The sequence below is a fragment of the Rossellomorea sp. ABR4_004 genome (assembly GCF_056159585.1).
The window spans coordinates 1,284,024-1,309,507 of sequence record NZ_JBSWVM010000001.1 but is presented as its reverse complement, the minus strand read 5'-3'; the positions used below and the strand labels follow the sequence as shown (position 1 = coordinate 1,309,507).

Below are 25,484 nucleotides of genomic sequence, written 5' to 3'. Positions count from 1 at the left end.
CAGGTAACCTTAAAAACGGCAGATAAAAATAGAATATGGCAGATAAACTGAATAACCGGCAGATAAAATAAAAATATGGCAGGTGAATTTCCAAAGTGGCATGAAAGATCAATGGACAGCCAAATCCTCAAATCAGCTGTCCCTATCCAATCCTTTAATCTCATCCAATATAAAAAAACGAGCAAAAAGTAAATACTTTTGCTCGTTTTTTATATTGCGATCTAATTCTGTTCTGCAGGTGGTTCAGGTTCAGTTGGCGGCTCGGTTCCTCCATCGTCACCGCCGCCGTCACCGCCTCCATCATCAGCAGGTGGTGGCTCAGGCTTGTCTGGTTTAGGGGGAGCATCGGCCGGTTTATCACCAGGCGGTTTCGGATCCGTTGCAGGCTTCTCTGGCTTCGGTTCCGGTTTTGGCTCCGGTTTTCCGATTTGTACAGTGTTGGAAGCTCCTGATTGTTTTCCGGCTACATCAACGGCAACCACATAGAAATCACCATTTCCAACGGAAACGGAATAATTCCCGCCAGACTTGACACTGCCGACCTTGCCGCCAGCTTTACTATATACACGATATCCGACGACATCTCCGCTTGCGGAAGGGGTCCAAGTGATGGTATTACCATTAGCACTCGCTTTTACCGTCCCTGGAGCCACTCCGTCGTCAGAAATTTTATTTTCTGCAATCAGAACATTTTTGAATCGATTGTCACCTTCCGGAATGAGTTTGTTTGGATTTCCAGGTACAGAACCAAATACATTCTTCACAAAGTCAGGATTCAAGATCACTCCCGGTTGTGAAAATTCTTCCGGCGTATTAGGCAGTGCTAAATATTTCTTTCCGTTTACCATGACATAACGGCTCATGAGTAAGCTGTCATCTGTTTTGGTCGGTACATATTTAGCGTTGAATAAGTCACTTTTCACTAGCCCGGCCTGACTGCATGCTTCTGATGGCAGCAATCCGGAAATGGAGCAGAAGGATCTCCTTACAATGCCTTCCGGTGCTGTAAACGAAGCATCTGGATCAATCAGTTCGGGAGCCAGGTCTCTCGTATCATTCAATAGGTATGACCATAAGCGGATGTTACGTAATCCATAATGTCCATACTGTGCCCGTGATCCTGGTGTATTTAATGAAGAAGGTGTGTCATACCCGAACCATGTTCCGAATGTAATGCTCGGATTGGATGCGACAAACCAGTGATCCTTGTATTCCTGACTCGTTCCGGATTTCCCGGCCCAGTCTGAACCAAAGTTTAAGAAAGTTTTTGCATATCGTCCGGTACCCAGAGAATGATCAAGAGTATCCCTCATCATATCGATGGCAAGGTAAGCCGTTTGTGGACTGAATACATCGACCGGTTCTACTTTATGTTCGAATACCACATTGCCATCCTGATCAACAATTTTATCGATCATGTAGGCATCTATGAATTTCCCACCGTTTGCAAAAGTAGTATAGGCATTCACATTTTCTTCGACTGTTACACCACTTGTAGTGGCTCCCAGTGCAAGCGACAGGTTATTATCATATCGGCTGTTTAGTGATGAAAAGCCCATTTTCAGAAGGAATTCTTTAAATGGATTTCGGTTATAGATATTGGCATATGTTCTTACAGCAGGTAAGTTCAATGATTCTGCAAGTGCATATCTTGCAGGGAAAAGTCCACGTTCATTAAGCGAGTAGTTTTCAGGCGTCCAGCCATTGATGTTCACACCAACATCAGGAATAGGGGATCCAGGTGAAATGTATCCGTATTCCAGTGCCGGGGCATAAGCAAGTAAAGGCTTCATGGTAGACCCGTTTGATCTCAGTGACTGGGTGGCGTGGTTGATTTGTTCCGTTTTAAAGTCACGGCCGCCAATGAAACTGATGATGCGTCCTGTTTTATTTTCAATCATGATCGCTCCAACCTGAACCGGCTCCTGAACTTCCACTTCTTCTCCTGTTTCAGGGTCCGTTGCCGCTACATATTTCGGAGGTCCATACATTTCGTAGGCATCTTTCGTCTTTTGCATTTGATCGTAGATCTTTTTATCGATGGTTGAGTGAATCTGATAGCCGCTTTGACGAACATTGCGGTCCGCGAGTGTTCGGTATTTCTCCTCGAGTTCATCATTATTTTCAAGATCCTGTTTTGAATAGCCGTCTTTTTCGGCAAGTACATCCGTCATGATATCGACTGCTCTGCTTTCAAGTTCGGCAGTCAGCCAAGGATACTGCTCACTTGGTGATGCTTTAGGCTTGATGAAATCTTTCGACAGATCATAGGCAACAGCATCATCGTACTCTTTTTTCGTAATATAACCTTCTCGGTGCATTCTGTAGAGCACAGTGTTTTTTCGGCTCATTCCAGCTTCCAGATTCTCTTTCATTTCTCCGCTATTCGTAAATGGAGTATAAGAGAATGGGGCTTGTGGAAGTCCTGCAATGAATGCAGATTGAGGCAAGGTTAAGTCCTTGGCGTCGACTCCGAATATCCCTTGGGCAGCAGATTGGACCCCGGCGATATTCCGACCGGAAGAATTACGTCCAAGTGTCGCTACATTCAGGTACGCTTCCAGGATTTCGTCCTTTTCAAAGAAACGTTCCAAGCGTAGGGCGAGGAGTATTTCCTTTGCTTTTCTTTCAAAAGATACTTCATTCGTCAATATTTGGTTCTTGATTAGCTGTTGTGTGAGTGTACTTCCACCTGATTGAGTGGAGGAATTGGTGAATTCCTGTAGTACGGCACGCATGATCGCTTTCGGTACGACACCGTTATGTTCTTTGAAGTATTCATCTTCCGTGGCAATAACAGCATTTCGCAGATCTTCAGAAACATCTTTGAGCTTTACTTCTTCCCGCTCTAAGTCTGTTCGGAGTTTACCCAAATATACATCATTGGCAAAGTATAGCTGCGATGTTTCTTCGTAGTTGTAAATGTCCTTTTTCATTTGGTCATAAGGACGGATCGGTTCTTCCTTGACGAGAGAAGCGAAATATCCCGCTCCGACTCCACCTGCAAATGCGAATCCCAGTACAAAAATCACAACCAGGATCAACGACAGATTCCAGAATACTCCGTATGTAATTCTTGCTCGTTTTTGAACTCCAGTATTTGAAAAGAACCTGATTGCAGGGTCTAGTTTTTCGAGTAATTTGTTCCATTTTTCCTTCATATATCATTCCCCCCAGAACATTCCCATTATAGCATATTTACAGGAAGGCTGTCGTAAAAAGTCAAATAAAATGGTCTTTTATCATGCGTTTAGTTGACTAATATTTTAGAATATGGTAAAAACCTTATATAGCGAAATGAATGACGATCCGGCACACAGTCGGATTTACTTACAAAAAAATGAACGTGTGATCGCAATGAGAGGAATAAGTAGTCTGCCTTCCCTGTTATAAAGAGAGTCAGTGGTAGCTGTGAACTGACACAAATGGCCGATGAATTACATCCTGGAGCTTTTGCTGTGAACCTTAGTAGCAGCAAACGGTTAAAGCCGTTATCTTTAATGAGTGAAGGATGTAATTCCTTAATTTGGGTGGTACCGCGCGACAGCGTCCCTGCATATATGCAGGGACTTTTTTGTTGTCTTGTTTTACAAAAAAGGAGGAAAAAACATGGATTTGATAAAGGACTTGGATTGGCGTGGAATCACGTATCAACAAACGGATGCTGAAGGGTTGAAGGACCTGTTGAATAAAGAAAGCATCTCCATCTACTGCGGGATCGATCCGACAGCAGACAGTATGCATATCGGGCATCTGCTCCCATTTTTGACATTAAGACGCTTCCAGAATCAAGGGCATCGTCCACTTGTGCTAGTGGGAGGGGCAACAGGCTTGATCGGTGACCCGAGCGGTAAAAATGAAGAGCGTAAACTGCAGACAATTGAAGCGATTCAGGGGAATGTAGCGAGCATTAAAGTGCAGCTTGAGAGCATCTTTGATTTCGAAGGGGACAATGGTGCAGTGATGGTGAATAACTATGACTGGATTGGAGCGATGGATGTTGTCACTTTCCTTCGTGATTTCGGTAAGCATGTGGGTGTGAATTACATGCTGGCAAAAGATACGATTGCGTCACGCCTGGAATCTGGTATTTCGTTCACTGAATTTACGTACACCATTTTGCAAGCCCTGGACTTCAATCATCTATACGACAACTACAATTGTAAGCTACAAATCGGTGGGAGCGATCAATGGGGGAATATCACGACTGGGCTTGAACTGATCAGACGTACCCATGAAGAAGAAACGAAGGCATTTGGCTTCACGATTCCACTCGTAACGAAAGCCGATGGAAGTAAATTCGGTAAAACCGAAAGTGGCGCGATCTGGTTGGACCCGAAGAAGACATCTCCTTACGAGTTCTACCAGTTCTGGATCAATGCGGCTGATGCAGATGTCGTGAAATACTTGAAATACTTTACATTCCTTTCACACGAAGAGATCGATGCTCTGGCACAGTCAGTTGAGACGGAACCTCACCTTCGCAAGGCGCAAAAGGCACTGGCTGAAGAAATGACAAAACTGATTCATGGCGAAGAAGCACTGGATCAAGCGATCCGCATCACACAAGCATTATTCAGTGGTGAGATCAAATCGTTATCGGCTTCTGAAATTTTAGAAGGATTCAAAGATGTTCCTTCATTCGAACAGCCTAAAGGAGAAGAGATCGGATTGATCGACCTTCTCGTCAATGCGAAAATCTCACCATCAAAGCGACAAGCCCGTGAAGATGTCGGAAATGGTGCAGTATACCTTAACGGTGAACGTGTAACAGACCTTCAGCATGTGATGGATGAAAAAGACATGATCGAAGGACAATTTACCATCATTCGCCGCGGAAAGAAGAAATATTTTAGAATTCAGTACGTATAATACTATTATTGAATCTGACAGTGCGGTATCCGTTTCTCTTTTGTGGAGCGGGTACCGTGCTTTATTCTGGGAAAAAGTTATACGCCTCTCATGTTTTAAACACAAAAAAACACTGCCCATAAAATGGACAGTGTTTTTCTTACAAAGATTAACGAGAGTAGAACTCAACGATAAGAGCTTCATTGATTTCAGCCGGTAATTCAGAACGTTCAGGAACGCGTGTGAAAGTACCTTCTAATTTGTCAGCATCGAAAGTTAGGAATTCAGGAACAAAGCTGTTCACTTCCATCGCTTCTTTGATGATGTCAAGGTTACGTGATTTTTCACGAACTGAGATTGTTTGACCAGGGAGTACGCGGAATGAAGGGATGTCTACGCGAGATCCGTTCACTGTTACGTGACCGTGGTTAACAAGTTGACGTGCTTGACGACGAGTACGAGCTAAACCTAAACGATAAACAACGTTATCCAGGCGGCACTCAAGTAGCGCCATGAAGTTTTCACCGTGTTTACCTTGTAATTTGCCAGCTTGGTCAAATAGGTTACGGAATTGACGCTCAGTTACTCCGTACATGTGACGAAGTTTTTGCTTCTCTTGAAGTTGTAAACCGTACTCAGAGATTTTTTTACGTTGGTTAGGACCATGTTGTCCAGGAGCGTAAGGACGCTTTTCTAATTCTTTACCCGTACCGCTTAGAGAGATTCCAAGACGACGAGATAATTTCCAGCTTGGGCCAGTATATCGAGCCATGAATGACTCCTCCTTTATTGTTTTTATTTTGTTGTAAAATAAAAACACCTGTGAATAAACAATTATGTGCATTTTGTTTTCATGTACCTTCGCCCTAGCAGCAGAGGGTTACAAGATACACCTCAATATGTAGAGGAACAAAATACGATCATAAAGGACTTCACTGAAGCTGCATTATTTTACACAAAGAATATTATATGACGGGAGTGAATAGAAGTCAAGGAAGTATTTTAAGATGAACAGATTTCATAGATTCATGCGTGGGTTATTCTCTAAACAAAATAGTCCAAAAGTCATTTTTTGTGATATAATAAAAGTTGGAAAATATGTTGAATAGGTGAATGTCGTTGAAAGAATCAAAAAGAGAAAAGACCCTTCGATTTGCATTGATCGGTCTGTGCGTCCTGGTTGTTTTAGGAGGGTTTGTTTATTCTACCGATTCCTCGGAAAAAGTAGATGAGTCTGGGCAATCGATTCATGCGGAAGTATTATCTGCAGGAAATCGAGAGCAGAACCCCATCATCGTTGTAGCAAAAATGGCTCAAGATCAGCCTGTCCTTATTATATATGAACTTGATAGAAGCAATCAGTATTATTTTAAGGTATTACATAGTGTGTCGTTACAGAAAAGAGTGAAAAAGATAGGACTCTCCAAAGGTAAAGAGGGGATATGGGTCCAATTAGATAAGAAACAATGGGTGTTATTTTCGAAATCTTTAGAGGTTTTACAAGAGAAGAAGGAGGCTCCTTCTTCGGTGATCTCCAGTAAACAACCCTTTACATATGACGAGCATCATCAGTTGATAGACATTTCCCTAAGAGAGGACAAAGACCCGGTTCAACTGGATGTGTCAGATCAAAAAGCTGAACCTGCGGAAGTCCATTCCTTATCGGTAGATCAGCCATTATGGCTCGTGGTATTACAAGAAGATCTGGTGCTGGCTCAAGGTCAATGATGTTAATAGTTTCACAAACCTTTTAGGTGTGGGTGAGAAAAATGTACGTTGTTCATAATTCATTGCTTAAATATAAGTCAAAGCTGTTTGATTTGATCTATGAAGAAATGTCAGTAGAGTTGGGGCATTCTGCTCATTTGCAAAAGTGGCTGGATATCATTAAAGTCTGCCTTGATATTGATCGGGCATTTTTATATTTTTACAACGAATCTGCCTATTTCTTATATCAGCCCAGTGACAATGAGGAAGTTCCCCTCACACTTGCTGAAACAAAGGAGAAATACATTTTTCGTCCTGTAATGGTTGAGGAAGAGGATGATTGCGCCATCCGCTTTCACTTTACGAATAAAGATGGCAGTCCTCTGGCGATGCTTTTAGTAAAAAGGAATGAATGTGAAAAAGTGAAAGACGATGGCTGGCTTCATTCCTTTTGGGAAGCCAGCAATCAATTTTTACAGCATACAGGTGGAATCCAGACCGTACTCGAAGATGAAAAACGGTACAGGGAATTATTTAAAGTAACGGAGATCTTTCACTCAACAAGGGATGTCCATACGCTTCTCGTGCAGATCATTGAAACGTTGAAGCAGGTGTTTCCAATCGATGAGTTCCACTTGTTGTTGTCTAACGACCGGTATGAATTCGGGACACTCCCCATTAAAAACTTTGACTTTGATCGTGCCAATGAATCTGCCATGCAGGCATTTGTCAATGGAAGTATCGAAGTGAAGGAACAGGATGTCCTGTATGCACCTTTAAAAGGAAAACAGGGGATCTATGGCGTTCTCGAAGTGAAGTCAAAGACCCATTTCACCTTTACGGAACAGAAGATCGAGTTCATTCGCTTACTTGCCTATACGGCAGGGAATGCCCTTGAAAATGCCAAACTTTATGAACAGTCTAAGAGGCTCATTACCGATTTGCAGCTTATTAATGAAACCTCCCATCAGTTAAATTTAAATTTGCGATTAACGGATACCGTCTTGTTTTTAAAGAAACAGGTTAAACGATCTTTTCAGGCATCAGCAATCGGATTTGTTCTCCTTCAAAAAGGGGAGTATAAAATCCTGGAGGAAAGCTCTTCTGTTTTTTTTGAAGAAGAAGGTGAGAAGTATATCTCCTATGTAATGGCGAGAATCGAGAAGGAACGGGATGCCATCTTTTTAGGGGATGTAAGTGATCGATTCGAGGAGGGAGCGGTCTTTCCTTCCGTTATGGCCGTGCCCATGATTCAAAATGAAGCCCTGCTCGGGTTTTGTATAGTGTTACATAAAGAACCGTACATGTTTTCCTTTGATATGTACAAGCTGCTTCAGTCGTTTATCCATCATTCGACTCTGGCAATCACCAATGCCACCCTTCGTGAGAAACTGGAGCAAATGGTCATTACCGATCATATGACTAAATTATTCGCACGAAATTATCTAGATGATGAAATGGAATCTTCGATGAACAAGGATTCAGTGGGAACCTTACTTTTGATCGATATTGACGATTTCAAGGCGATAAATGATAATTACGGCCATCAAATTGGTGATGAAGTCATTATCGGAGTGGCGAACCTGATTAAAGACATCGTCAGTCATCATGGATTTGTTGCCAGATGGGGAGGAGAAGAATTAGCGGTCTATCTGCCTTCCCTTGACCATGAGGCGGGTTCTGACATTGCTCAACGCATTGTCGAGGAGATTCCTCTGAACACAGATCCTTCCGTGACTCTGTCCTGTGGCTTATCCACATGGAGAGTAAGGGACGAACAGTTTCCCAAATCTGTAAAGGAATTAGTCAAGCAAGCAGATGAAGCACTCTATCATGCGAAAAATAACGGAAAGAATCAGGTTGTGAAAGATTGTGATGGAATCATCCTGGAATAAGAGAGATCCCGAACCCGGAGCCGACATGGTTTTTCCGGGTTCTTCTTTGTTGGACATTTTCCTTTATCACTTTAGTGTAACCGCTTTCTTTTTTGTTGTGGTTATCATATTCTAGAATAGTAGTTACTTAGACATAAAGGGAATACTGGGAGGAATACTGTATGAAAGAAGAGAAGCGTTTTGAAACAAGGGTGATTCATGAGGGGTATGCATCATCTCAGCACTTTGATAGTTTAGCGCCGCCTTTATATCAAACTTCTACTTATACCTTTGCAAATGCGAAACAAGGGGAAAATCGCTTTGCCGGTGAAGAGGAAGGATATATATATTCAAGACTGGGTAACCCGACAGTATCGATTCTGGAAGACAGGATGGCATCATTGGAAGGGGGCGGGTCTGCCCTTGCCTTTGGTTCCGGCATGGCAGCTGTATCCGCTGTATTATTCTCCTTAACCAAATCAGGAGATCATATTCTATGCTCTCAAGGCGTCTATGGCTGTACGTTCGGTTTACTTCAGTTACTTCAAGAGAAATTCTCCATTCATCATGACTTTTCATCCATGAGTACAGAAGAGGAAATCCGGGAGAAAATCACAGAACATACGAGCTGTATCTATGTAGAAACACCGATCAATCCAACCATGCAATTAATTGACCTTGAGCTAGTCGTGAAGGTCGCCCGTGAAAAAGGGATTCCTGTAGTGGTTGATAATACATTCTGTTCACCTTATTTACAACGACCGTTGGAACTTGGATGCGATATTGTCATCCATAGCGCAACGAAGTATATCGGCGGTCATGGAGATGTGGTCGCAGGGCTGGTTGTGGGATCACAGGAAAAGATGGCAGAAATTCGCATGACGACTCAGAAGGATATTGGAGGAATCATTTCTCCTTTTGACGCATGGTTATTATTGCGGGGGTTAAAAACGTTGGCGGTGCGAATGGACCGTCACTGTGAAAGTGCAGAAAAGATTGCAGGTCTATTAGCTGAACATCCGGCAGTAGAATCTGTGATTTACCCGGGCCATTCCAATCATCCTCAACATGAGGTCATGAAGAAACAAATGAAGAAAGCCGGAGGAATGATTTCCTTTACGATTAAGGGTTCGAAGGAAGAGGCACAGAAGCTGATGGATGATCTTGAAATGATCAAGATCGCCGTAAGTCTGGGGGATGCAGAAACATTGATTCAGCATCCGGCGACCATGACTCATGCAGTCGTACCTGAAGAGTCAAGAAAAAGCATGGGAATCAGTGACACTCTCCTAAGGCTTTCCGTAGGATTGGAAGCGCCGGAGGATATTTGGGATGATTTAGCTAAGGCTTTGAATAAGGCATAAGTAAAAAAGGAAGGAACCAATTTTTCGGTTCCTTCCTTTTTAAGTGGTTTATAAGTGGCGTAATAGTTCTTCCACAAAAATCTCCAAGTACTTTTGATCCTCTTCGTCAAATCTGGCTTTTTCCGGACTGTCAATATCCAGAACACCAATCAGTTTTCCCTCTTTCACAAGTGGGACGACGATTTCTGATTGAGAGGCTGCATCACATGCAATATGTCCGGGGAATTCATGAACATCATCGATCAAAAGTGTTTTTTGTTCGCTAGCAGATGTACCGCAAACCCCTCGGCCCAGTGGGATCCTTACGCATGCAGGAAGTCCCTGGAATGGTCCTAACACCAGTTGATTGCTTTCTTCTTCATATAAATAGAATCCTACCCAGTTAATACGGTCCATAAATTGATTTAAGAGGGCAGAAGCATTACTTAGGTTCGCGATTTGATTTGGTTCGCCTTCTAATAAAGCTTTCAGTTGCTTCGTCACAAGACCAAAGCCCTGTTCCTTTGTACCTTGATATTTTTCTGCTTTAAACACCAACAACTCCCCCAATTCTACAAAATGTGCGTTATTTCATGTCCGTTTGTTTCCCAAAGCCCTCTGTACAACAAATCCTGTCGAGAAATACTTAAAGGAAATCCACATGAAAACACGAATTCTTTGAGTAAACAAACTATAATAGAAACATCTATTGAACCATTTTTAGCATAATTCACTCAAACCTTCAATGATTTAGATTTTTTCATCAAAAGATTTTTAATAGATTGAATTCCTGTCACTGTTTTTTTCATACGCCTATCATATTTGAAAGAAGGGGAAATATGAAAAAACTAGATACCTCCATACCGACGAAAGATGCCATTTTTCAAGCAGCCGTGTATTTGTTTTATGATCACGGCTTTGATGGGACCTCTGTCCGGGATATAGCAAAAAGAGCGAATGTCAACCCCGCTACCATCTCCTATTATTTTAAAGGAAAACAGGGTGTCCTGGAAGCGTGCTTCACTCATTTCTTTGAACAGTATCTGCGCTTTCTTCAGGAAGAAGTGGAAGCCTTGAACTATGTAAGTGCGGATTTATGCTTAAAGCGGGCAGTGTACAAAATCTTGAAATTCCAAAGTGAACATCATCAATTATCCAGGTTCATCTGGAGGGAAGTGTCGATTGATTCGCAGGTTGTGCGTGAAATCATTTCTTCCTACTTAATGAAAGAAAGACACTATATGAAGCGATTGTTTGAACAAGGGATGAAAGATCATGCCCTGAAGAAACAACCTGTTAGCTTTTTGGTGATTCAGCTCAAATCCATGCTGACGATGCCCTTTCTCAATAGCCAGCAACTAAGAGAAGTGTGGCAAATGTTCCCGCAGGAATATTATTTTATCGATCAATACTATAAAAATATTGATCAGTGGATCGATTTACTTCTCGTTTCCGAAGCGAAGGAAATCATGAAGAAAGAACTTATTATCTAAGCCGGGAAAAGCAACAAAAGAACTCTTCGAAGTTAATAGAAGAGTTCTTTTGTTTTTATCATAGCATCTCTGCTCTGCCTTGACCGACACCTGCAGCTGTATGGGCATCTGAGCCATAAACGGTTTTGATTCCTAAAGAATGAGCTTGTTGAATGATTTCTGTAGGGGGATAGGGCTCACCACAGTAGGGCTTCACCAGGCCTGCCCCATTATAATCCAACTCCAAATGTCTTGAGGCCATTTCTTTTAATATCATAGAGGTTTTATCTAAAAAAGCATGGGAAGCCGGATACAGCCTTTGAAATTTCTTTACGAGGGTCATATGGCCGATCCGCTTGGGCTTATAGGGTCCCAAGTCAGCTCTGATAGACTTTATTACGGTATCATAATAGTGTTCGTAAATCGCATCGACGGATCCGTAATAAGCAATCATAGATTGGAATACATCAGGACTGAAGTCCAGGCAATCCCATTTTCCCCCGTGCTCCAAGAAATGGACGGAAAGAATACTATCATCCAAGCGGGGTCCGTAAGTAGTTAAAAATTCAGCTGTTTCTTTTTCAAAGCCTGCAATGTAATCGACCTCTAACCCTGTACGAATCGTAATTTTATCTTTATATTTCTCCTTTAGGATATCCAGAATTTGAACGTATTCCAAAAGATGTGATGGATTCATACCGCTATCCTTGTCCGGGGTTGTGTCTTCAAAGCCCTGGGGAAGTGGCGCATGCTCCGTAAATGTTATAGCAGAAAAGTTTAAAGACAACGCTCTTTCTATATACATTTCAAATGTATCGTCACTTCCATGAGGACAAAAAGGGGTATGAATATGACCGTCCACTTTCACCAAAGTCTTCACTTCCTTGTAAATAGTGATTAATTCTAAAAGAGGCTTTTTTCGTATACAGCCTGAAAAATAAAAAGTAATATTAAAAATACATAAAAAAAGTCTATTTTTCCTTGAATTTGCTGAAAATGACTTTTTATCACTGAAAAATTAGAAATTAATAGTCAAAAATTGTCGTTAACATGGTATCATTATAGCAATGAGAATTTATTAATGAAACATTCAAATTGATATAGATGTCTACTGAATAGTTGAACAGGGGGCTTAAGATGCAATACGTCATCGCTGGAATAATACTTATCTTAATCATATTCCTTATCGGATTTATCTCTAGAAAAAAATATTACGCTGAAATTGATCGCTATGAAGCTTGGAAAATAGATATTATGAACAAGCCGGTTTCAGATGAACTCTCCAAAGTGAAACAATTGAATATGACAGGACAAACAGAGGAATTGTTTGACGGTTGGAGACAGGGATGGGATGAGATTGTTGCTGTGCAGCTTCCTGATGTTGAAGAACTACTATTCGATGCAGAAGAGTACACCGATAAATTTCGATTTACCAGAACGAAAGAGATCCTATCCCGAATCGACAAGGTCCTGACTGAGACCGAACAGAAAATCGAGCAAATTCTGACAGAATTAAATGAACTGATCGGCAGCGAAGAGAAGAACCGTGAAGAAATTCAATCTCTTCAAGAAGACTATCGAAACAGTAAAAAGCAGTTACTTGCGTATCGTCATACATATGGTCAAACCGCTAAGTACATAGAGAACATTTTGGATAAGCTCTCTGAACAGATGAATCAATTCAATGACTTAACAGAGCAGGGGAATTATCTGGATGCAAGAGAAATAGTCCTTAGCCTTGCACAGGAAATGAAGGATGTTTCCTACAAAATGGAGACGGTTCCGAAACTGATCACCGATTGCGAAAACCTTTTGCCTGCACAGTTGTCCGAGCTCGAAGCGGGATACGTGGAGATGAAAGGACAAGGATACAAGCTTGATCATATTGATGTAGAGAATGAGGTTGCATCCCTGAAGGATACCTTGCTCCACTTTAATAAAAATCTTGAAGAGCTGAAGGTAGAAGAAGTAGAAGAAGGAATTCAGGAAATTAAAGAAAAGGTCGATAACCTTTATGATTTACTGGAAAAAGAAGTACATGCCAAACATTTTGTCCAACAGTATAAAGATCAGACGACTGAAGGATTGATCAAGGCCAAGGAAGACAATGAAGATATTCAATCTGAAGTAACGCTTGTGAAACAAGGCTACCATCTTCAAGATGCGGACCTTGATACACCGTACGAAATTGAGACGAAGATCATTCAGCTTTCAAAGCGTCACGAAATGTTGATGAATAAAGAAGAATCGAATGGTACTGCGTACTCCTTACTGAGTGATGAGCTGAAAGAAATCCGAAACGGTCTGGAAGAATTGGATCGGGAACAGAGTGAATTCTCCATCTACTTACAAAACTTGCGTAAGGATGAACTGGCAACCCGCGAAAAAATCCAGGAGCTTAAGAAAAAGGTGGCTGAAGCGAGCCGCATGATTTCAAAGAGTAATGTACCCGGCTTACCTGCTGATTACAAAGATCTTCTCGATGAGGTCCATCGGAAGATTGAGCAAGTGAATGCCAGTTTAACCGAAAAGCCTTTAAACATGAAATTTGTTCAAGAAACACTACTTGGAGCTGAAGACACTGTCGATCATTTTTACACGAAGACGGGAGATCTGATCGAAAACGTGATTCTATCCGAGAAAATCATTCAATATGGAAACCGCTACCGCAGTAAGTATAGTTCAGTCAGGGATGGTCTTCAGTCTGCTGAAGAATCCTTCCGTCAATACGATTACCGCAAAGCATTGGAAGAAGCGGCAACAACGATTGAAAAAGTCGAGCCGGGTGCTCTTAAGAAAATCGAGAAAATGATGGATATTGAGGAAAAGTAATCATCATCATAAATAAAAAGGACTGATTTAGAATGAACTTCTAAATCAGTCCTTTTTTCATGTAACTAACTGGCTTCAATTGTACGCTTTGTCTGTCCCGCAAGTGCAGCAATGACGAACCCAATGATGGCACCGATCATAGCAGGCACTAACCAGCCGATCCCTTGTGAATAGAAAGGAAGGAATTCAAGTGATTGACTGATGGCAGTCACGTCAATCCCGGCAGTTTTAATCCCATCAATTAAACTGATCAATCCTGTTGGAATCAGGGCTCCCACGTATACAAGAGAATATCCGTTAAAACCATTGTGCATGAACGACAGTAAGATCAATACGATGGCCAATGGATAGATGAAGATGAGTACCGGTAATGATACAGCAATCAGCTGAGTCAACCCAATATTGGCAATAATCATACTAAATACAGACATGATGATCACTAACTTCGGATAGGATACCGGAAGAATCTTTGCGAAATATTGTGAACATGCAGAAACTAGTCCGACTGACGTAGTGATACATGCAAACGTGATCGCCAGTCCCAGGATGATTGTTCCTAAAGAACCGAATAAATGACTCGCTGCTGCTGATAGAATGGCACCACCGTTAGCTTGAGTACCGATTGAATCAGTACTTGTAGCTCCAATGTAACTTAAGGATAAATAAACAAGTGCTAAACCGATGGCAGCGATGATCCCTGCAATGATTGTTATCCGAGTGAGGTTTGCTTTACTCGTCACACCACGGTCTTTAATGGAATTAATGACCACAATCCCGAATACTAAAGCCGCGATGGTATCCATCGTCAGATACCCCTCAATAAATCCCTTGAACAGCGCTCCATTCTGATAAGCGGGGTTCGGTGCTCCGAAATCTCCCATAGGAGTTACGATACTCTTGACCACTAAGATCGTAAGAATCACGATCAGGGAAGGTGTTAAGATCTTTCCGATTCTGTCTACGAGCTTTGAAGGATTCATCGCAAGCCATGCGGTTAATCCAAAAAAGATGACCGTATAAATGAATAAAGGAGTTCCGTATTTGGCAACATCTCCAGGTAAAAATGGGATCACTCCGATTTCATAAGCAACCGTACCGGTTCTCGGAATCCCAAAAAATGGTCCAATGGCCAAGTACATCACAACCGTGAAGACTAGTCCATATAAAGGATGAACTCGATTTGCAAGTGTCTGAAGATCTCCTCCAGATTTGGCGATGGCGATAACGCCCAATAAAGGAAGTCCTACTCCAGTAATGAGAAAACCGATAATACCGGTCCACACATGTTCCCCGGCCTGTTGACCTAAAAAGGGCGGGAAAATCATATTACCTGCTCCGAGGAAAAGAGCAAAGAGCATTAATCCTATCGTAAAGATTTGGCTGAATGACAGCGCTTTCTCATTCATATATACCCCTCCGTTTGTAATCGTTATCATAAGCAAAATTATCTTATCATAAGATTGTAGAAAAATGTCGAAATACTAAATAGTCTTACAATTTAGTATATTTAAATAACTTTTGCCATTATTTCCTTTATGATTCTCGCAAAAATTCTGTCATTTTTCAATGATTATTTTTGGAAATTGCAAAAAATTCTCGAATGATCTGAGAAAATTAGTATTGCTACAATAATATCCTGCCCTGCATGTTGAATAAGATTTGGGTTCAGGATGATTTATGGTAAGATTAATGATTGAATATATTACTGTGAAATTCGCAGGTCACCACAAGTAAAAGAAGGTGAAATCTTGATTTATTTAGATAATAGTGCAACAACCAAGCCATATAAGGAAGTACTAGATACATTTCTTAAAGTGAATGAACACTTTTATGCTAATCCTTCATCGATTCATTCCTTTGGAGGGCGTATAGAGAAATTAATTCAACAGTCCAGGGAACAAGTGGCTTCATTATTAGATATAAAGCAGAAAGAGGTATTCTTTACCTCTGGTGGAACAGAATCGAATAACCTGGCGATAAAGGGGACGGCTTTACAATACGGTCACAGAGGGAAGCATATTATTACGACGAATATAGAGCACCCTTCCGTCCGGAGTGCCGTTAAACAATTAGAGACCTACGGGTATTCTGTGACCTACCTTGATGTCGATGCGCAGGGAAGGATTCAACCTGAACAAGTAAAAGACGCCATACAGGAAGACACCATTCTCGTTTCTGTCATGCAGGTGAACAACGAAATCGGGAGTGTTCAGCCGATCAGGGAGATAGGGATGCTGCTTTCTGACTATCCAAAAATCCTTTTTCACGTTGATGCTGTTCAGGCATGCGGGAAGGTCCCCCTTATTCTCCACGAAAAGCATATTGATTTATGCAGCATTTCCGCTCATAAAATTCATGGCATTAAAGGTACTGGAATGCTCTATGTGAGGGACGGACTTGAGCTATCCCCTATCATTTCAGGGGGGGAGCAAGAAGGGAATCTCAGAAGCGGTACGGAGAACACAGGTGGAATCGTGTCATTTGCAAAGGCATTAAGGATGCACCTTACGGAAAGTAAACAAAAGCTTCCTATGATGGAAGAAAACCAGCGATATTTAAGAAAAGAACTGGAAAGAATGGAAGACGTGATCGTTCATACACCAGTGGAGCACCATGCTCCTCACATCCTTAACTTTTCTATAGAAGATTTTAAAGGTGAGGTCGTCGTTCACGCATTGGACCTCCATGAGGTGTTCGTGTCTACTACAAGTGCATGTTCATCAAAGCAAAGCAAACCAAGTCGGACCCTTCTATCCATGGGTGTATCAAAGAGCCAGGCGAACAGCTCCATTCGTATCAGTCTATCTTTTCACAATACGATGGAAGAGTGCCGTCAATTCATGCAGTTACTAAAGAAAGAAATAGAACAATTACAAAAGACAATGAGGAGATCACGATGAATTATAATCGCATACTAGTCAGATACGGTGAAATTTCAACAAAAGGCAGAAACCGGAAGATGTTCACGGCCAAGCTGCGGGAAAATATTTTGCAGGCATTGAAAGATTTCCCCACGATTTCAGTTTCAGCAAGCCGGGATCGTTTGCATATCCAGTTAGGGGACGAGAACGGGGAAGAGATCATCCCAAGATTGGAGAAAATCTTTGGAATCCAATCCTTCAGTCCGGTTGTCAAAGTGGCTCAGGATATCGAGGAAATCAGCCAAGCAGGATTGGCCCTCGTTCAAAAGAGTTTCACACCGGGGAAAACCTTCAAGGTATCTGCCCGCAGAGCGGATAAAAAGTTCTCCATGGACACAAACGAATTGAATTACGAAGTGGGATCCTATATCCTCCGAAATATGGATGGATTAAAAGTGGATGTGAAAAATCCCGATATTAACCTTAATGTAGAAGTTAGAAAAGAGGGTGTCTATCTCTCCTCGGAAATTTATCAAGGTTCAACGGGGATGCCGGTTGGCGCAAGCGGAAAAGCGATGCTCATGCTATCAGGAGGCATCGATAGTCCGGTAGCAGGGTATTTAACGATGAAACGAGGCGTTGAAATCGAGGCGGTCCATTTCCACAGCCCACCTTTTACAAGTGAGCGGGCAAAGCAAAAGGTGATCGATCTTTCCAAGAAACTGTCTGCATTCAGTGGGAAGGTGAAATTGCATATCGTACCGTTCACGAAAATTCAGCAAACCATTCATGATCAGGTTCCTGAAAATTACACGATGACTTCAACGAGACGGATGATGCTCTTTATTGCTGATGAGATTCGTGAAAAGAACGAAGGATTGGCCCTGGTGACCGGGGAAAGTCTTGGACAGGTAGCGAGTCAGACGTTAGAAAGCATGCAGGCCATTAATGATGTGACGAACACACCGGTACTCAGACCGCTCATCGCCATGGACAAGCTTGAAATCATTGATATCGCTCAAAAGATCGATACACATGATATCTCGATTCTTCCATATGAAGACTGCTGTACCATCTTCACACCGCCTGCACCAAAAACAAGACCTAAAAAAGATAAAGTGACATATTATGAAAGCTTTGTTGATTTTGATACTCTTATTAAAGAAGCCGTCGAGGGTACTGAAACCATCACCATTGATGGATCAACCGGTTCAAATGTAGAAAAAACCTTTGACGAACTACTCTAAAAATTTAGGATTATTTACCAACAATTTTCTTTGCATGAAGCCATGTGTTTTTACACATTCTATACTCACAAGGAGGTGAAAACACATGGCAAACAGAAGTTCAAATCAATTAGTAGCTCCAGGAGCTCAACAAGCAATCGACCAAATGAAATACGAAATCGCTTCAGAATTCGGAGTTCAACTTGGTCCAGATGCAACAGCACGCGCTAACGGTTCTGTAGGTGGTGAAATCACTAAACGTTTAGTTCAAATGGCTGAACAACAAATCGGTGGCGGATACGCAAAATAATTAAATACAATGGCTACAAGGAGCGAGATTCTCTCGCTCCTTTTTATTTTATTCTTTTTTACTATGATGAAAGAAGCTGGGACAAAACTAAAAAACCACGATATAAAGATGAACAATTGAAGTGTAGGTTCTTAATACCGCTAATGATTTCCGTGCAAGACTACGCTTTCCGCGGGTAGCTCGTGAGCCTCCTCGGCCTTAGACTAAAACACTTTTGTCCCAGCCTCTTTAGGGTGTTATTCAACTAAATTCTTCAATAATGAAATAATTTTTATGCTTTTGTTATTCTCTGATGATTTTCCGTGAATCACTAAGTAATTGATAACGGGTGTAGAATTACCATTCATATTCAATATCAAAAAGGTTGGTTGTATCGATTAAATTCCAAGTGTTTTCATTATTTACTTTAAACTCTTTTAGACAAAATTATTATCATATCGTTAATCGTGACTTCATTAAATTGATGATGGATACTCTCCAGCACTGGGAACCAAGAAATATAATTATCGAGATATTTCGTTACGACGTTAAGTTTGTTTCTTGGAACTAACTCTAAACATATCTACAATAAGTGCTTTCTGGTGTTTTCCAAAACGTAATTAGGAAGCCAGAATATAGAAGTACAGAGTGGATTGTAGCGGAAGGCACTTGACTTCCTCCGCGGGGAATCTTGTGCCTGGAGCGGAAAGGAACGGTCCATGTTTTTACACGACCACTCATTTTTAGAAGAATAATTAAGTTTTGTAAAACCGGTGGATGAGACTTGAGCCCCTTCGCCAGTCCCGCGGAAAGCGAGCATCCTGTAGAGAAAATCAACTATTACTTTCATCTTAAAGATAGCGACAACTTTAAGAAATGAGCAATTTTCTTTGCAAGATAATGTTATTTTTTGATCTGATTTTGAAAATCATCCTTAATTTATTATCCCTTTGTCGAAAATCCTCAGAATTTGTATTTAGGAAAAATATAAACGAATAATTTAAAAAATTTGAATTATTTTGTATAATAGAGAAGAATCGACAAACAAGGGGGAGTCAGAATGAAGAGAGAAGAACTAATTGCACCGGAAAAGTACAATTTAGTAGAAGAAGTAGAGAAGTACGCAGGTGATCAACAGAAGCTTGCAATTAAATGGGAAAACGAAGAGGGAACGAAAGCCGAAATCACCTACCGGGAATTATTGAACAATGTAAATAAAATTGGAAACGTTTTCTTGGGTTCGAACCTGGAAAAAGGCGATGTCATCCTTGTGATGGTTCCCCGTTTAATCGAAGCGTACGCTGTGTACCTTGCTGCTCTTAAATCCGGGCTCGTGGTGATCCCAAGTTCAGAGATGCTTAGAACGAAGGATCTGGAATACAGAATCGACCACGGTGACGTGAAAGGAATTGTAGCTTACTCTCCATTTGTTGAGCAGTTTGAAAACGTTAGAGGAATGGAAAATCTCCAAAAGTTTGTTGTGGGAGACAAACAAGAAGGATGGATTGCATTAGAGGATGAAATGAAAACAGCTTCTGATGAATTACCTTTCGCAGATACAAAGCGTGATGATATGGCGTTCCTTTCTTATACGTCAGGGACGACTGGAAACCCTAAAGGAGTTGTCCATACCCATGGCTGGGCATACGCTCACTTGAAGACGGCAGCCCGTGAATGGCTATCCATTGATGAGGGAGACACGGTTTGGGCTACTGCAGGTCCGGGGTGGCAAAAATGGATATGGAGTCCGTTCCTGTCTGTACTTGGGTCCGGGGCCACCGGACTTGTGTATCAAGGTAAATTCGACCCTAACAAATATCTTCAGTTGCTTCAGGACAATGAAGTCAATGTTCTGTGCTGTACACCAACAGAGTATCGCCTGATGGCCAAAGTGGATAATCTCGGATCATATAAACTAAATCAATTACATAGTGCAGTTTCGGCTGGAGAACCATTGAACAGGGAAGTCATCGACGCCTTCAAGAGACACTTTAATATAGAAGTACGTGATGGTTATGGCCAAACCGAAAATACGCTCCTCGTCGGCATCATGAAGGGCATGGAGATGAAACCGGGCTCAATGGGGAAACCAACTCCAGGAAACAGAGTCGAAATCATCAACGAGGAAGGGTATCCATGTGAAGTCGGAGAAGTTGGGGATATCGCGGTTCATGTAGAAACACCTGCTCTATTCAAAAATTATTATAAAGATACCGAGCGGACGGCGATGCAATTCAGAGGGGATTATTACATTACAGGTGATAAAGCGAAAAAGGATGAAGATGGCTACTTCTGGTTCGAAGGAAGAGGAGACGATATCATCATCAGCTCCGGATATACCATTGGACCATTCGAAGTGGAAGATGCCTTAGTCAAGCACCCATCGGTTCAGGAATGTGCCGTTGTAGGAAGTCCCGATGAAGTAAGGGGACTGATCGTGAAAGCCTTTGTCGTACTGCGAAATGATGTGAATCAAGAAGATCCCGAATTGATTCCTGCTCTTCAGCAGCATGTTAAAGACTTAACAGCACCATACAAATATCCGCGTAAAATTGAATTTGTGAAAGAATTGCCGAAAACAACTTCAGGAAAGATCAGAAGAATCGAGCTGAGACAAAAAGAAATGAGTTCAGTTAATAACTAGTCAGGGATGAGGCTGGAACAAAACCATAAATTCACGGACTAAAGACTAACAATTTAGTGTAGTCTCTGAACACCGCTAATGATTTCCGTGCAAGACTACGCTTTCCGCGGGTAGCCCGTGAGCCTCCTCGGCAAGCCTGCGGGGTCTCACATAAGCTACTTTTCCCGCAGGAGTCTTCGTCTTGCACTCCAATCAACCGCTGGAAAGAGCAACACCTAAGTATAAATTAAGATTAAAACCCGAACTTATTTGGCGATATTAAAGCCATAAAGTTCGGGTTTTACATTTGCTAAAACATAATTGTCTCAGCCTCATTTTTGTAAAAAATTCTTTTAGCAAAGATTGTGGTTTATAACATAAGGTCTGCTTGAACTCTCTCAATCAGTATGTGGTAATCGGCAAATGTTTTCTAAAAGCTTTTGATTTTATGGATTTCTTTTTTTAAAACATTCTTAGAAAGTTGATTGGAGCGGAAGGAGGCTCGACTCCTGCGGGAATAGCTGGACAGGTGAGACCCCGCAGGCGCAGCCGAGGAGGCTCACCGCCAGCCCCGCGGAAAGCGAGCATCCTGGAGCGGAAATCAACTACTACTTTCTTACTTAAGATAGCAACGAACTTTGTGAAAAGAACTTTATGAAAAAAACCTTTCTCTTTCAGATTCCTCCTATAATATGGTACATTTGAAAAACAGAATTTTTTTATAAAGAAGGGGTAAACATCATGGGCACTTTATGGAAAAACGGAATCATTTACACAATGCAAGAGGAAGGACATCACGTTGAAGCGGTCTACACGGAAGATGGGGTCATCAAAGGAATCGGCTCATCTGACGACCTGGCGAAGAATGAACAATTCACGATTGAGTCCGAAGTAGATCTTGGGCAAAAAGTGATGTTTCCCGGGTTTGTCGATAGTCACATGCATCTGATCGGGCATGGCGAAACGTTAATGAGGCTGGATCTTTCCAGTATGAATAGTAAGCAGGAAGTACTAGAGGCAATAAAAGAAAAAGCAAAAGGCCTTGAAAAAGGAGAATGGGTCATTGGCGAAGGCTGGAACGAAAACCTTTGGAGTGATGCGGCGGTTTTAACCAAGCAGGAAATTGATGAAGTCGTACCGGATCATCCTGTACTTCTGAAACGCATTTGCCGTCATGCCATGGTAGTGAATTCACTCGCTCTAAAGAATGCAGGTATCGATGAGGAGACTCCCGATCCTTCCGGTGGATTGATTGAGAGGGATGATGCCGGTGCATTAAACGGATTGTTAAAGGATAAGGCTCAGGATCTGATGATCGATGCATTACCAGCCATCTCCTTAGAGTATCTTGTAGGTGCCCTGACAAAAGGAATCGAAAGCTGCTGGGAGCACGGACTGGTAGGTGGACATACAGAAGATTTAAGCTACTATGGGAACTTTAAGAAGACGTATGATGCATTTGTAAAGACGATCACCGAGGGCAAAAAGAAATTCAGGGCACATCTATTGGTTCATCATGAAGTGATTGAAGATTGGAAGGAAGATGGTCACCATTTCCTCAGCGGCAATCAATTTATTGAATTCGGTGCCATGAAGATCTTTGCTGATGGGGCTTTAGGCGGCCGGACTGCCCTATTAAGCTATCCATATGCCGATGACCCAAGCACAAGCGGAGTCAGCATCCATACAAACGAAAAACTTCTTGAGCTTGTGAAGAAGGCTAGAAAGTATGATCTTCCGATTGCCGTTCATACGATTGGTGATCAGGCTTTTGAAAATGTACTCGATAGCATCATGAAAGTGCCATCTCACTTTGGAAGACGGGATCGACTCATTCATGCCCAAATTCTGCGTAAAGAGCTGATCGAGAAGATAAAGGATCTTCCGTTAATTCTTGATATTCAACCAAGGTTTGTTGCGTCGGATTTTCCTTGGGTAGTCGAAAGACTTGGAGAGGAAAACATGCAGTATAACTATGCGTGGAAAACACTTCTTGAGGAAGGCATTCCATGTGCCGGTGGATCTGATGCGCCAATCGAGCCGATTAATCCTCTTTGGGGAATCCATGCGGCAGTTACGAGAACGAATCCATTGGATCCTGACAAAACAGAGTATCGTCCCGAAGAAAAGCTTACGATGTATGAAGCCCTCTCCCTGTTTACTAAGGGAAGTGCCTATGCCTGTCACCACGAAAGTGACAGAGGGCAGATACGGGAAGGATTTACAGCGGACTTTACCGTTTTAGATATCGATCCGTTCAAAGTGGATCCCGATCAATTGTTAAACAAAGTAGTAGATATGACGGTGGTGGACGAGACCATCGTTTATAAAAAAAATAAATAATCATTGCCCCCAAAACTTTTCATGGATATAATGGAGATATTTCGGAAATAGAAATAGTTTTGGGGGTGTTTTTATGAAGCAAAACGATCAAGCTGGAATCATCTACACGGCTTTTTCCTATTTTTTATGGGGAATTCTCCCGATCTATTGGAAATGGTTGAATCATGTTTCCGCCTATGAAATTCTCGCTAACCGCATTTTTTGGTCCTTTTGGTTTATGCTCTTATTTTTATTCGTCAGTAAACGCTGGAAGGACTTTTCCTTATATTTGAAAACATCTCTTACGAAAAAGAAGCAGCTGTTTGCTTTACTCCTTGCTTCTTTATTGATCAGTACGAACTGGTTCATTTATATATGGGCCGTGAATACAAATCAAATGGTGGAAGCGAGCCTGGGGTATTACATCAACCCCTTGGTGAGCGTTTTGTTAGGGGTATTCATCCTGAAGGAAAGCTTGTCAAAAGCCCAAATGGTCTCATTTGGATTGGCCGCGATAGGGGTTCTGATCCTCACGATCTCCTATGGGGAATTCCCATGGATCGCCATCGGTCTTGCATTCTCTTTCGGACTATACGGATTAGCCAAAAAGCTCATCCAGGTCGAATCATCCATCGGTCTGACCCTGGAAACCCTGACCATCGCTCCAGTGTCCCTACTCTACCTAGGCTACATGTACAATGAAGGTTCCGTGTCCCTATTCCATGTATCGTTAGGGACGGACCTCTTATTGATCGGTGCCGGGGCAGTAACCGCCATCCCTTTATTATTCTTTTCAAAGGGTGCTCAACAAATCCCGCTTTATATGGTCGGATTCCTGCAATACATTGCACCGACCCTCACGTTGATACTCGGCATATGGGTCTATGACGAAACCTTCTCATTCACCCATCTCATCTCGTTCATGTTCATATGGCTCGCCTTAACCATCTTCACGGCTTCAAGAGTGCAGTACGCCAGAAAGCGAAGACGGGAAGCGAGATTATCCGCTTGATAAAATGCAAAAAGCTCCAGCATGTGCTGGAGCTTTTTGTATAGGGACGGACCTTGGTTTGTTCACCATTTGGCACAACAAACGGGGAAAGTGGCACAAGTTGGCCTGATTTTGGCACAACAGAGAGGAAAATGGGGTTCTGATACCCATTCAGAACCCCATTATTTTATAAGAACGAACGCTTCACTTTCTCCCAGAACGAATTATCCTTCAATTTAACCGTTTTGATGATTTTGTCACTTAACTTCGCTTCGACTTTTTCTACGTGTTGAATGCTGAGAGCCTCATTGTCCATCCCCATTGCAGGGTAGTCATTCCCGTCCTGAACGATTTTAAGAACCAAGCGGCGCTTGTCGCTAAGAATGAAGGAAGACCCAAGCGTACGATATCGGTTATTATTCAAGGACGCCATCTCACTCACTTGAATGCAAGGCAGCATCGGATCCACCACGGCTCCGCTGACCGATTTATTATAAGCCGTACTTCCCGTCGGAGTCGCAATGATCATCCCGTCTCCACGGAACGTTTCAAAATGATTATCATCGATGAAAACATCCATGACGAAGGTTTTGATGATGCCGGAGCGGATGCTGAATTCATTCAGGCAATGGAAGGAGGTCTGGTTATCGACGGTAATTTCAATGGTCGGATATTTGCGTACCTCGATTTGCTCGGTTGTCATCGCTTCAATCATTTTGGATGTGTCATCAATATGGAAGTCACAATACATACTCAGGGTGCCACCTGTAGAAACACCTGCATACAAGCAATCCTGTCTGAAGCCGGTTTGGCGGACGGCTTGAAGAAACGTTCCATCCCCTCCGATGCTGACGATGATATTCGCTGTCTTTGGAGAATCGACAATGTTGAAATCATAACGATTGGCAAGCTCGTATAATCGGTCCAGCTTTGCTTGCATCCCTTTTTCATTTAAGGCATAGAAATAAATATTTCGACGGTTATTCATCGTATGTAGTACCTCCCTGAAATAAAAAATAAGATAATTTTTCCCATTTCCATGAAATTTTGCTAGAATCTAACTTAGTGAATATTCTATCATGTTTTCACATGA

18 protein-coding genes and 1 other annotated feature are annotated in these 25,484 nt (G+C 42.0%); of the genes, 12 read left to right on the top strand and 6 right to left on the bottom strand.

Annotation, left to right across the window (positions count from 1 at the left end; translation table 11 throughout):
- Positions 1 to 221 precede the first annotated feature (221 nt).
- Entirely contained in the window at positions 222 to 3,161 is a 2,940-nt protein-coding gene (locus ACXAF2_RS06915) for a transglycosylase domain-containing protein (RefSeq protein ID WP_475137936.1), read from the bottom strand.
- A gap of 187 nt (positions 3,162 to 3,348) precedes the next feature.
- Positions 3,349 to 3,557, top strand: a binding site (T-box leader).
- A 52-nt stretch (positions 3,558 to 3,609) separates the two neighbouring features.
- Here ACXAF2_RS06915 and tyrS point away from each other — a divergent pair.
- Positions 3,610 to 4,872, top strand: a complete 1,263-nt coding sequence (gene tyrS / locus ACXAF2_RS06910) for a tyrosine--tRNA ligase (protein WP_475137935.1) — start codon at positions 3,610 to 3,612, stop codon at positions 4,870 to 4,872.
- 148 nt (positions 4,873 to 5,020) lie between these two features.
- On the opposite strand, the gene rpsD is transcribed toward tyrS, so the two are convergent.
- Positions 5,021 to 5,623, bottom strand: a complete 603-nt coding sequence (gene rpsD / locus ACXAF2_RS06905; RefSeq protein ID WP_034765742.1) for a 30S ribosomal protein S4 — start codon at positions 5,621 to 5,623, stop codon at positions 5,021 to 5,023.
- Positions 5,624 to 5,970: 347 nt separating this feature from the next.
- On the opposite strand from rpsD, the gene ACXAF2_RS06900 reads away from it, so the two are divergent.
- From ACXAF2_RS06900 to megL, 3 genes are all read left to right on the top strand, one after another.
- Entirely contained in the window at positions 5,971 to 6,579 is a 609-nt protein-coding gene (locus tag ACXAF2_RS06900) for a hypothetical protein (RefSeq protein WP_475137934.1), read from the top strand.
- 41 nt (positions 6,580 to 6,620) lie between these two features.
- The gene (locus ACXAF2_RS06895) at positions 6,621 to 8,453 is read left to right on the top strand and encodes a sensor domain-containing diguanylate cyclase (protein WP_475137933.1); all 1,833 of its coding nucleotides are present in this window, start codon (positions 6,621 to 6,623) and stop codon (positions 8,451 to 8,453) included.
- A gap of 161 nt (positions 8,454 to 8,614) precedes the next feature.
- Positions 8,615 to 9,796 (top strand): methionine gamma-lyase, encoded by a 1,182-nt coding sequence (megL, locus tag ACXAF2_RS06890; RefSeq protein ID WP_475137932.1) that lies wholly within the window; start codon positions 8,615 to 8,617, stop codon positions 9,794 to 9,796.
- Positions 9,797 to 9,844: 48 nt separating this feature from the next.
- On the opposite strand, the gene ACXAF2_RS06885 is transcribed toward megL, so the two are convergent.
- On the bottom strand, positions 9,845 to 10,330 hold the full coding sequence (locus ACXAF2_RS06885) for a GAF domain-containing protein (protein WP_475137931.1): 486 nt from the start codon (positions 10,328 to 10,330) through the stop codon (positions 9,845 to 9,847).
- A gap of 284 nt (positions 10,331 to 10,614) precedes the next feature.
- Here ACXAF2_RS06885 and refZ point away from each other — a divergent pair, with 284 nt between their 5' ends.
- A complete protein-coding gene (gene refZ / locus ACXAF2_RS06880) occupies positions 10,615 to 11,268 on the top strand; it encodes a forespore capture DNA-binding protein RefZ (RefSeq protein WP_315634265.1) in 654 nt (217 codons plus the stop codon).
- Positions 11,269 to 11,326: 58 nt separating this feature from the next.
- Here refZ and hisJ read toward each other — a convergent pair whose 3' ends face one another.
- Positions 11,327 to 12,115: a histidinol-phosphatase HisJ gene (gene hisJ, locus ACXAF2_RS06875; RefSeq protein WP_475139131.1), complete on the bottom strand. Its 789-nt coding sequence runs from the start codon at positions 12,113 to 12,115 to the stop codon at positions 11,327 to 11,329.
- A gap of 269 nt (positions 12,116 to 12,384) precedes the next feature.
- Here hisJ and ezrA point away from each other — a divergent pair, with 269 nt between their 5' ends.
- On the top strand, positions 12,385 to 14,079 hold the full coding sequence (gene ezrA / locus ACXAF2_RS06870; RefSeq protein ID WP_475137930.1) for a septation ring formation regulator EzrA: 1,695 nt from the start codon (positions 12,385 to 12,387) through the stop codon (positions 14,077 to 14,079).
- Positions 14,080 to 14,144: 65 nt separating this feature from the next.
- Here ezrA and brnQ read toward each other — a convergent pair whose 3' ends face one another.
- Positions 14,145 to 15,485 (bottom strand): branched-chain amino acid transport system II carrier protein, encoded by a 1,341-nt coding sequence (gene brnQ, locus ACXAF2_RS06865; RefSeq protein WP_475137929.1) that lies wholly within the window; start codon positions 15,483 to 15,485, stop codon positions 14,145 to 14,147.
- Between the two features lie 342 nt (positions 15,486 to 15,827).
- Here brnQ and ACXAF2_RS06860 point away from each other — a divergent pair, with 342 nt between their 5' ends.
- From ACXAF2_RS06860 to rarD, 6 genes are all read left to right on the top strand, one after another.
- Positions 15,828 to 16,979, top strand: coding sequence for a cysteine desulfurase family protein (locus tag ACXAF2_RS06860; RefSeq protein ID WP_475137928.1), 1,152 nt, complete (start codon positions 15,828 to 15,830; stop codon positions 16,977 to 16,979).
- The gene (gene thiI / locus ACXAF2_RS06855) at positions 16,976 to 18,187 is read left to right on the top strand and encodes a tRNA uracil 4-sulfurtransferase ThiI (protein ID WP_475137927.1); all 1,212 of its coding nucleotides are present in this window, start codon (positions 16,976 to 16,978) and stop codon (positions 18,185 to 18,187) included. Before ACXAF2_RS06860 ends, thiI begins: the two co-directional genes overlap by 4 nt.
- An 85-nt stretch (positions 18,188 to 18,272) precedes the next feature.
- Entirely contained in the window at positions 18,273 to 18,476 is a 204-nt protein-coding gene (locus ACXAF2_RS06850) for an alpha/beta-type small acid-soluble spore protein (RefSeq protein WP_044339433.1), read from the top strand.
- Between the two features lie 1,039 nt (positions 18,477 to 19,515).
- Entirely contained in the window at positions 19,516 to 21,099 is a 1,584-nt protein-coding gene (gene mbcS / locus ACXAF2_RS06845; RefSeq protein ID WP_475137926.1) for an acyl-CoA synthetase MbcS, read from the top strand.
- Between the two features lie 720 nt (positions 21,100 to 21,819).
- Positions 21,820 to 23,421, top strand: coding sequence for an amidohydrolase (locus tag ACXAF2_RS06840; protein WP_475137925.1), 1,602 nt, complete (start codon positions 21,820 to 21,822; stop codon positions 23,419 to 23,421).
- A 73-nt stretch (positions 23,422 to 23,494) separates the two neighbouring features.
- Positions 23,495 to 24,412 (top strand): EamA family transporter RarD, encoded by a 918-nt coding sequence (gene rarD / locus ACXAF2_RS06835; protein WP_475137924.1) that lies wholly within the window; start codon positions 23,495 to 23,497, stop codon positions 24,410 to 24,412.
- A gap of 166 nt (positions 24,413 to 24,578) precedes the next feature.
- Here the strand turns inward: rarD and ACXAF2_RS06830 are convergent, their stop codons facing one another.
- Entirely contained in the window at positions 24,579 to 25,379 is an 801-nt protein-coding gene (locus ACXAF2_RS06830; protein ID WP_475137923.1) for an NAD kinase, read from the bottom strand.
- Between the last annotated feature and the right edge of the window lie 105 nt (positions 25,380 to 25,484).

What these genes read in the sequence shown, in the direction of transcription:
- ACXAF2_RS06915 (WP_475137936.1), bottom strand. Translation starts at nt 3,161, where the DNA reads ATGAAGGAAAAATGGAACAAATTACTCGAAAAACTAGACCCTGCAATC.
- tyrS (WP_475137935.1), top strand. Translation starts at nt 3,610, where the DNA reads ATGGATTTGATAAAGGACTTGGATTGGCGTGGAATCACGTATCAACAA.
- rpsD (WP_034765742.1), bottom strand. Translation starts at nt 5,623, where the DNA reads ATGGCTCGATATACTGGCCCAAGCTGGAAATTATCTCGTCGTCTTGGA.
- ACXAF2_RS06895 (WP_475137933.1), top strand. Translation starts at nt 6,621, where the DNA reads ATGTACGTTGTTCATAATTCATTGCTTAAATATAAGTCAAAGCTGTTT.
- megL (WP_475137932.1), top strand. Translation starts at nt 8,615, where the DNA reads ATGAAAGAAGAGAAGCGTTTTGAAACAAGGGTGATTCATGAGGGGTAT.
- refZ (WP_315634265.1), top strand. Translation starts at nt 10,615, where the DNA reads ATGAAAAAACTAGATACCTCCATACCGACGAAAGATGCCATTTTTCAA.
- ezrA (WP_475137930.1), top strand. Translation starts at nt 12,385, where the DNA reads ATGCAATACGTCATCGCTGGAATAATACTTATCTTAATCATATTCCTT.
- brnQ (WP_475137929.1), bottom strand. Translation starts at nt 15,485, where the DNA reads ATGAATGAGAAAGCGCTGTCATTCAGCCAAATCTTTACGATAGGATTA.
- thiI (WP_475137927.1), top strand. Translation starts at nt 16,976, where the DNA reads ATGAATTATAATCGCATACTAGTCAGATACGGTGAAATTTCAACAAAA.
- ACXAF2_RS06850 (WP_044339433.1), top strand. Translation starts at nt 18,273, where the DNA reads ATGGCAAACAGAAGTTCAAATCAATTAGTAGCTCCAGGAGCTCAACAA.
- mbcS (WP_475137926.1), top strand. Translation starts at nt 19,516, where the DNA reads ATGAAGAGAGAAGAACTAATTGCACCGGAAAAGTACAATTTAGTAGAA.
- ACXAF2_RS06840 (WP_475137925.1), top strand. Translation starts at nt 21,820, where the DNA reads ATGGGCACTTTATGGAAAAACGGAATCATTTACACAATGCAAGAGGAA.
- rarD (WP_475137924.1), top strand. Translation starts at nt 23,495, where the DNA reads ATGAAGCAAAACGATCAAGCTGGAATCATCTACACGGCTTTTTCCTAT.
- ACXAF2_RS06830 (WP_475137923.1), bottom strand. Translation starts at nt 25,379, where the DNA reads ATGAATAACCGTCGAAATATTTATTTCTATGCCTTAAATGAAAAAGGG.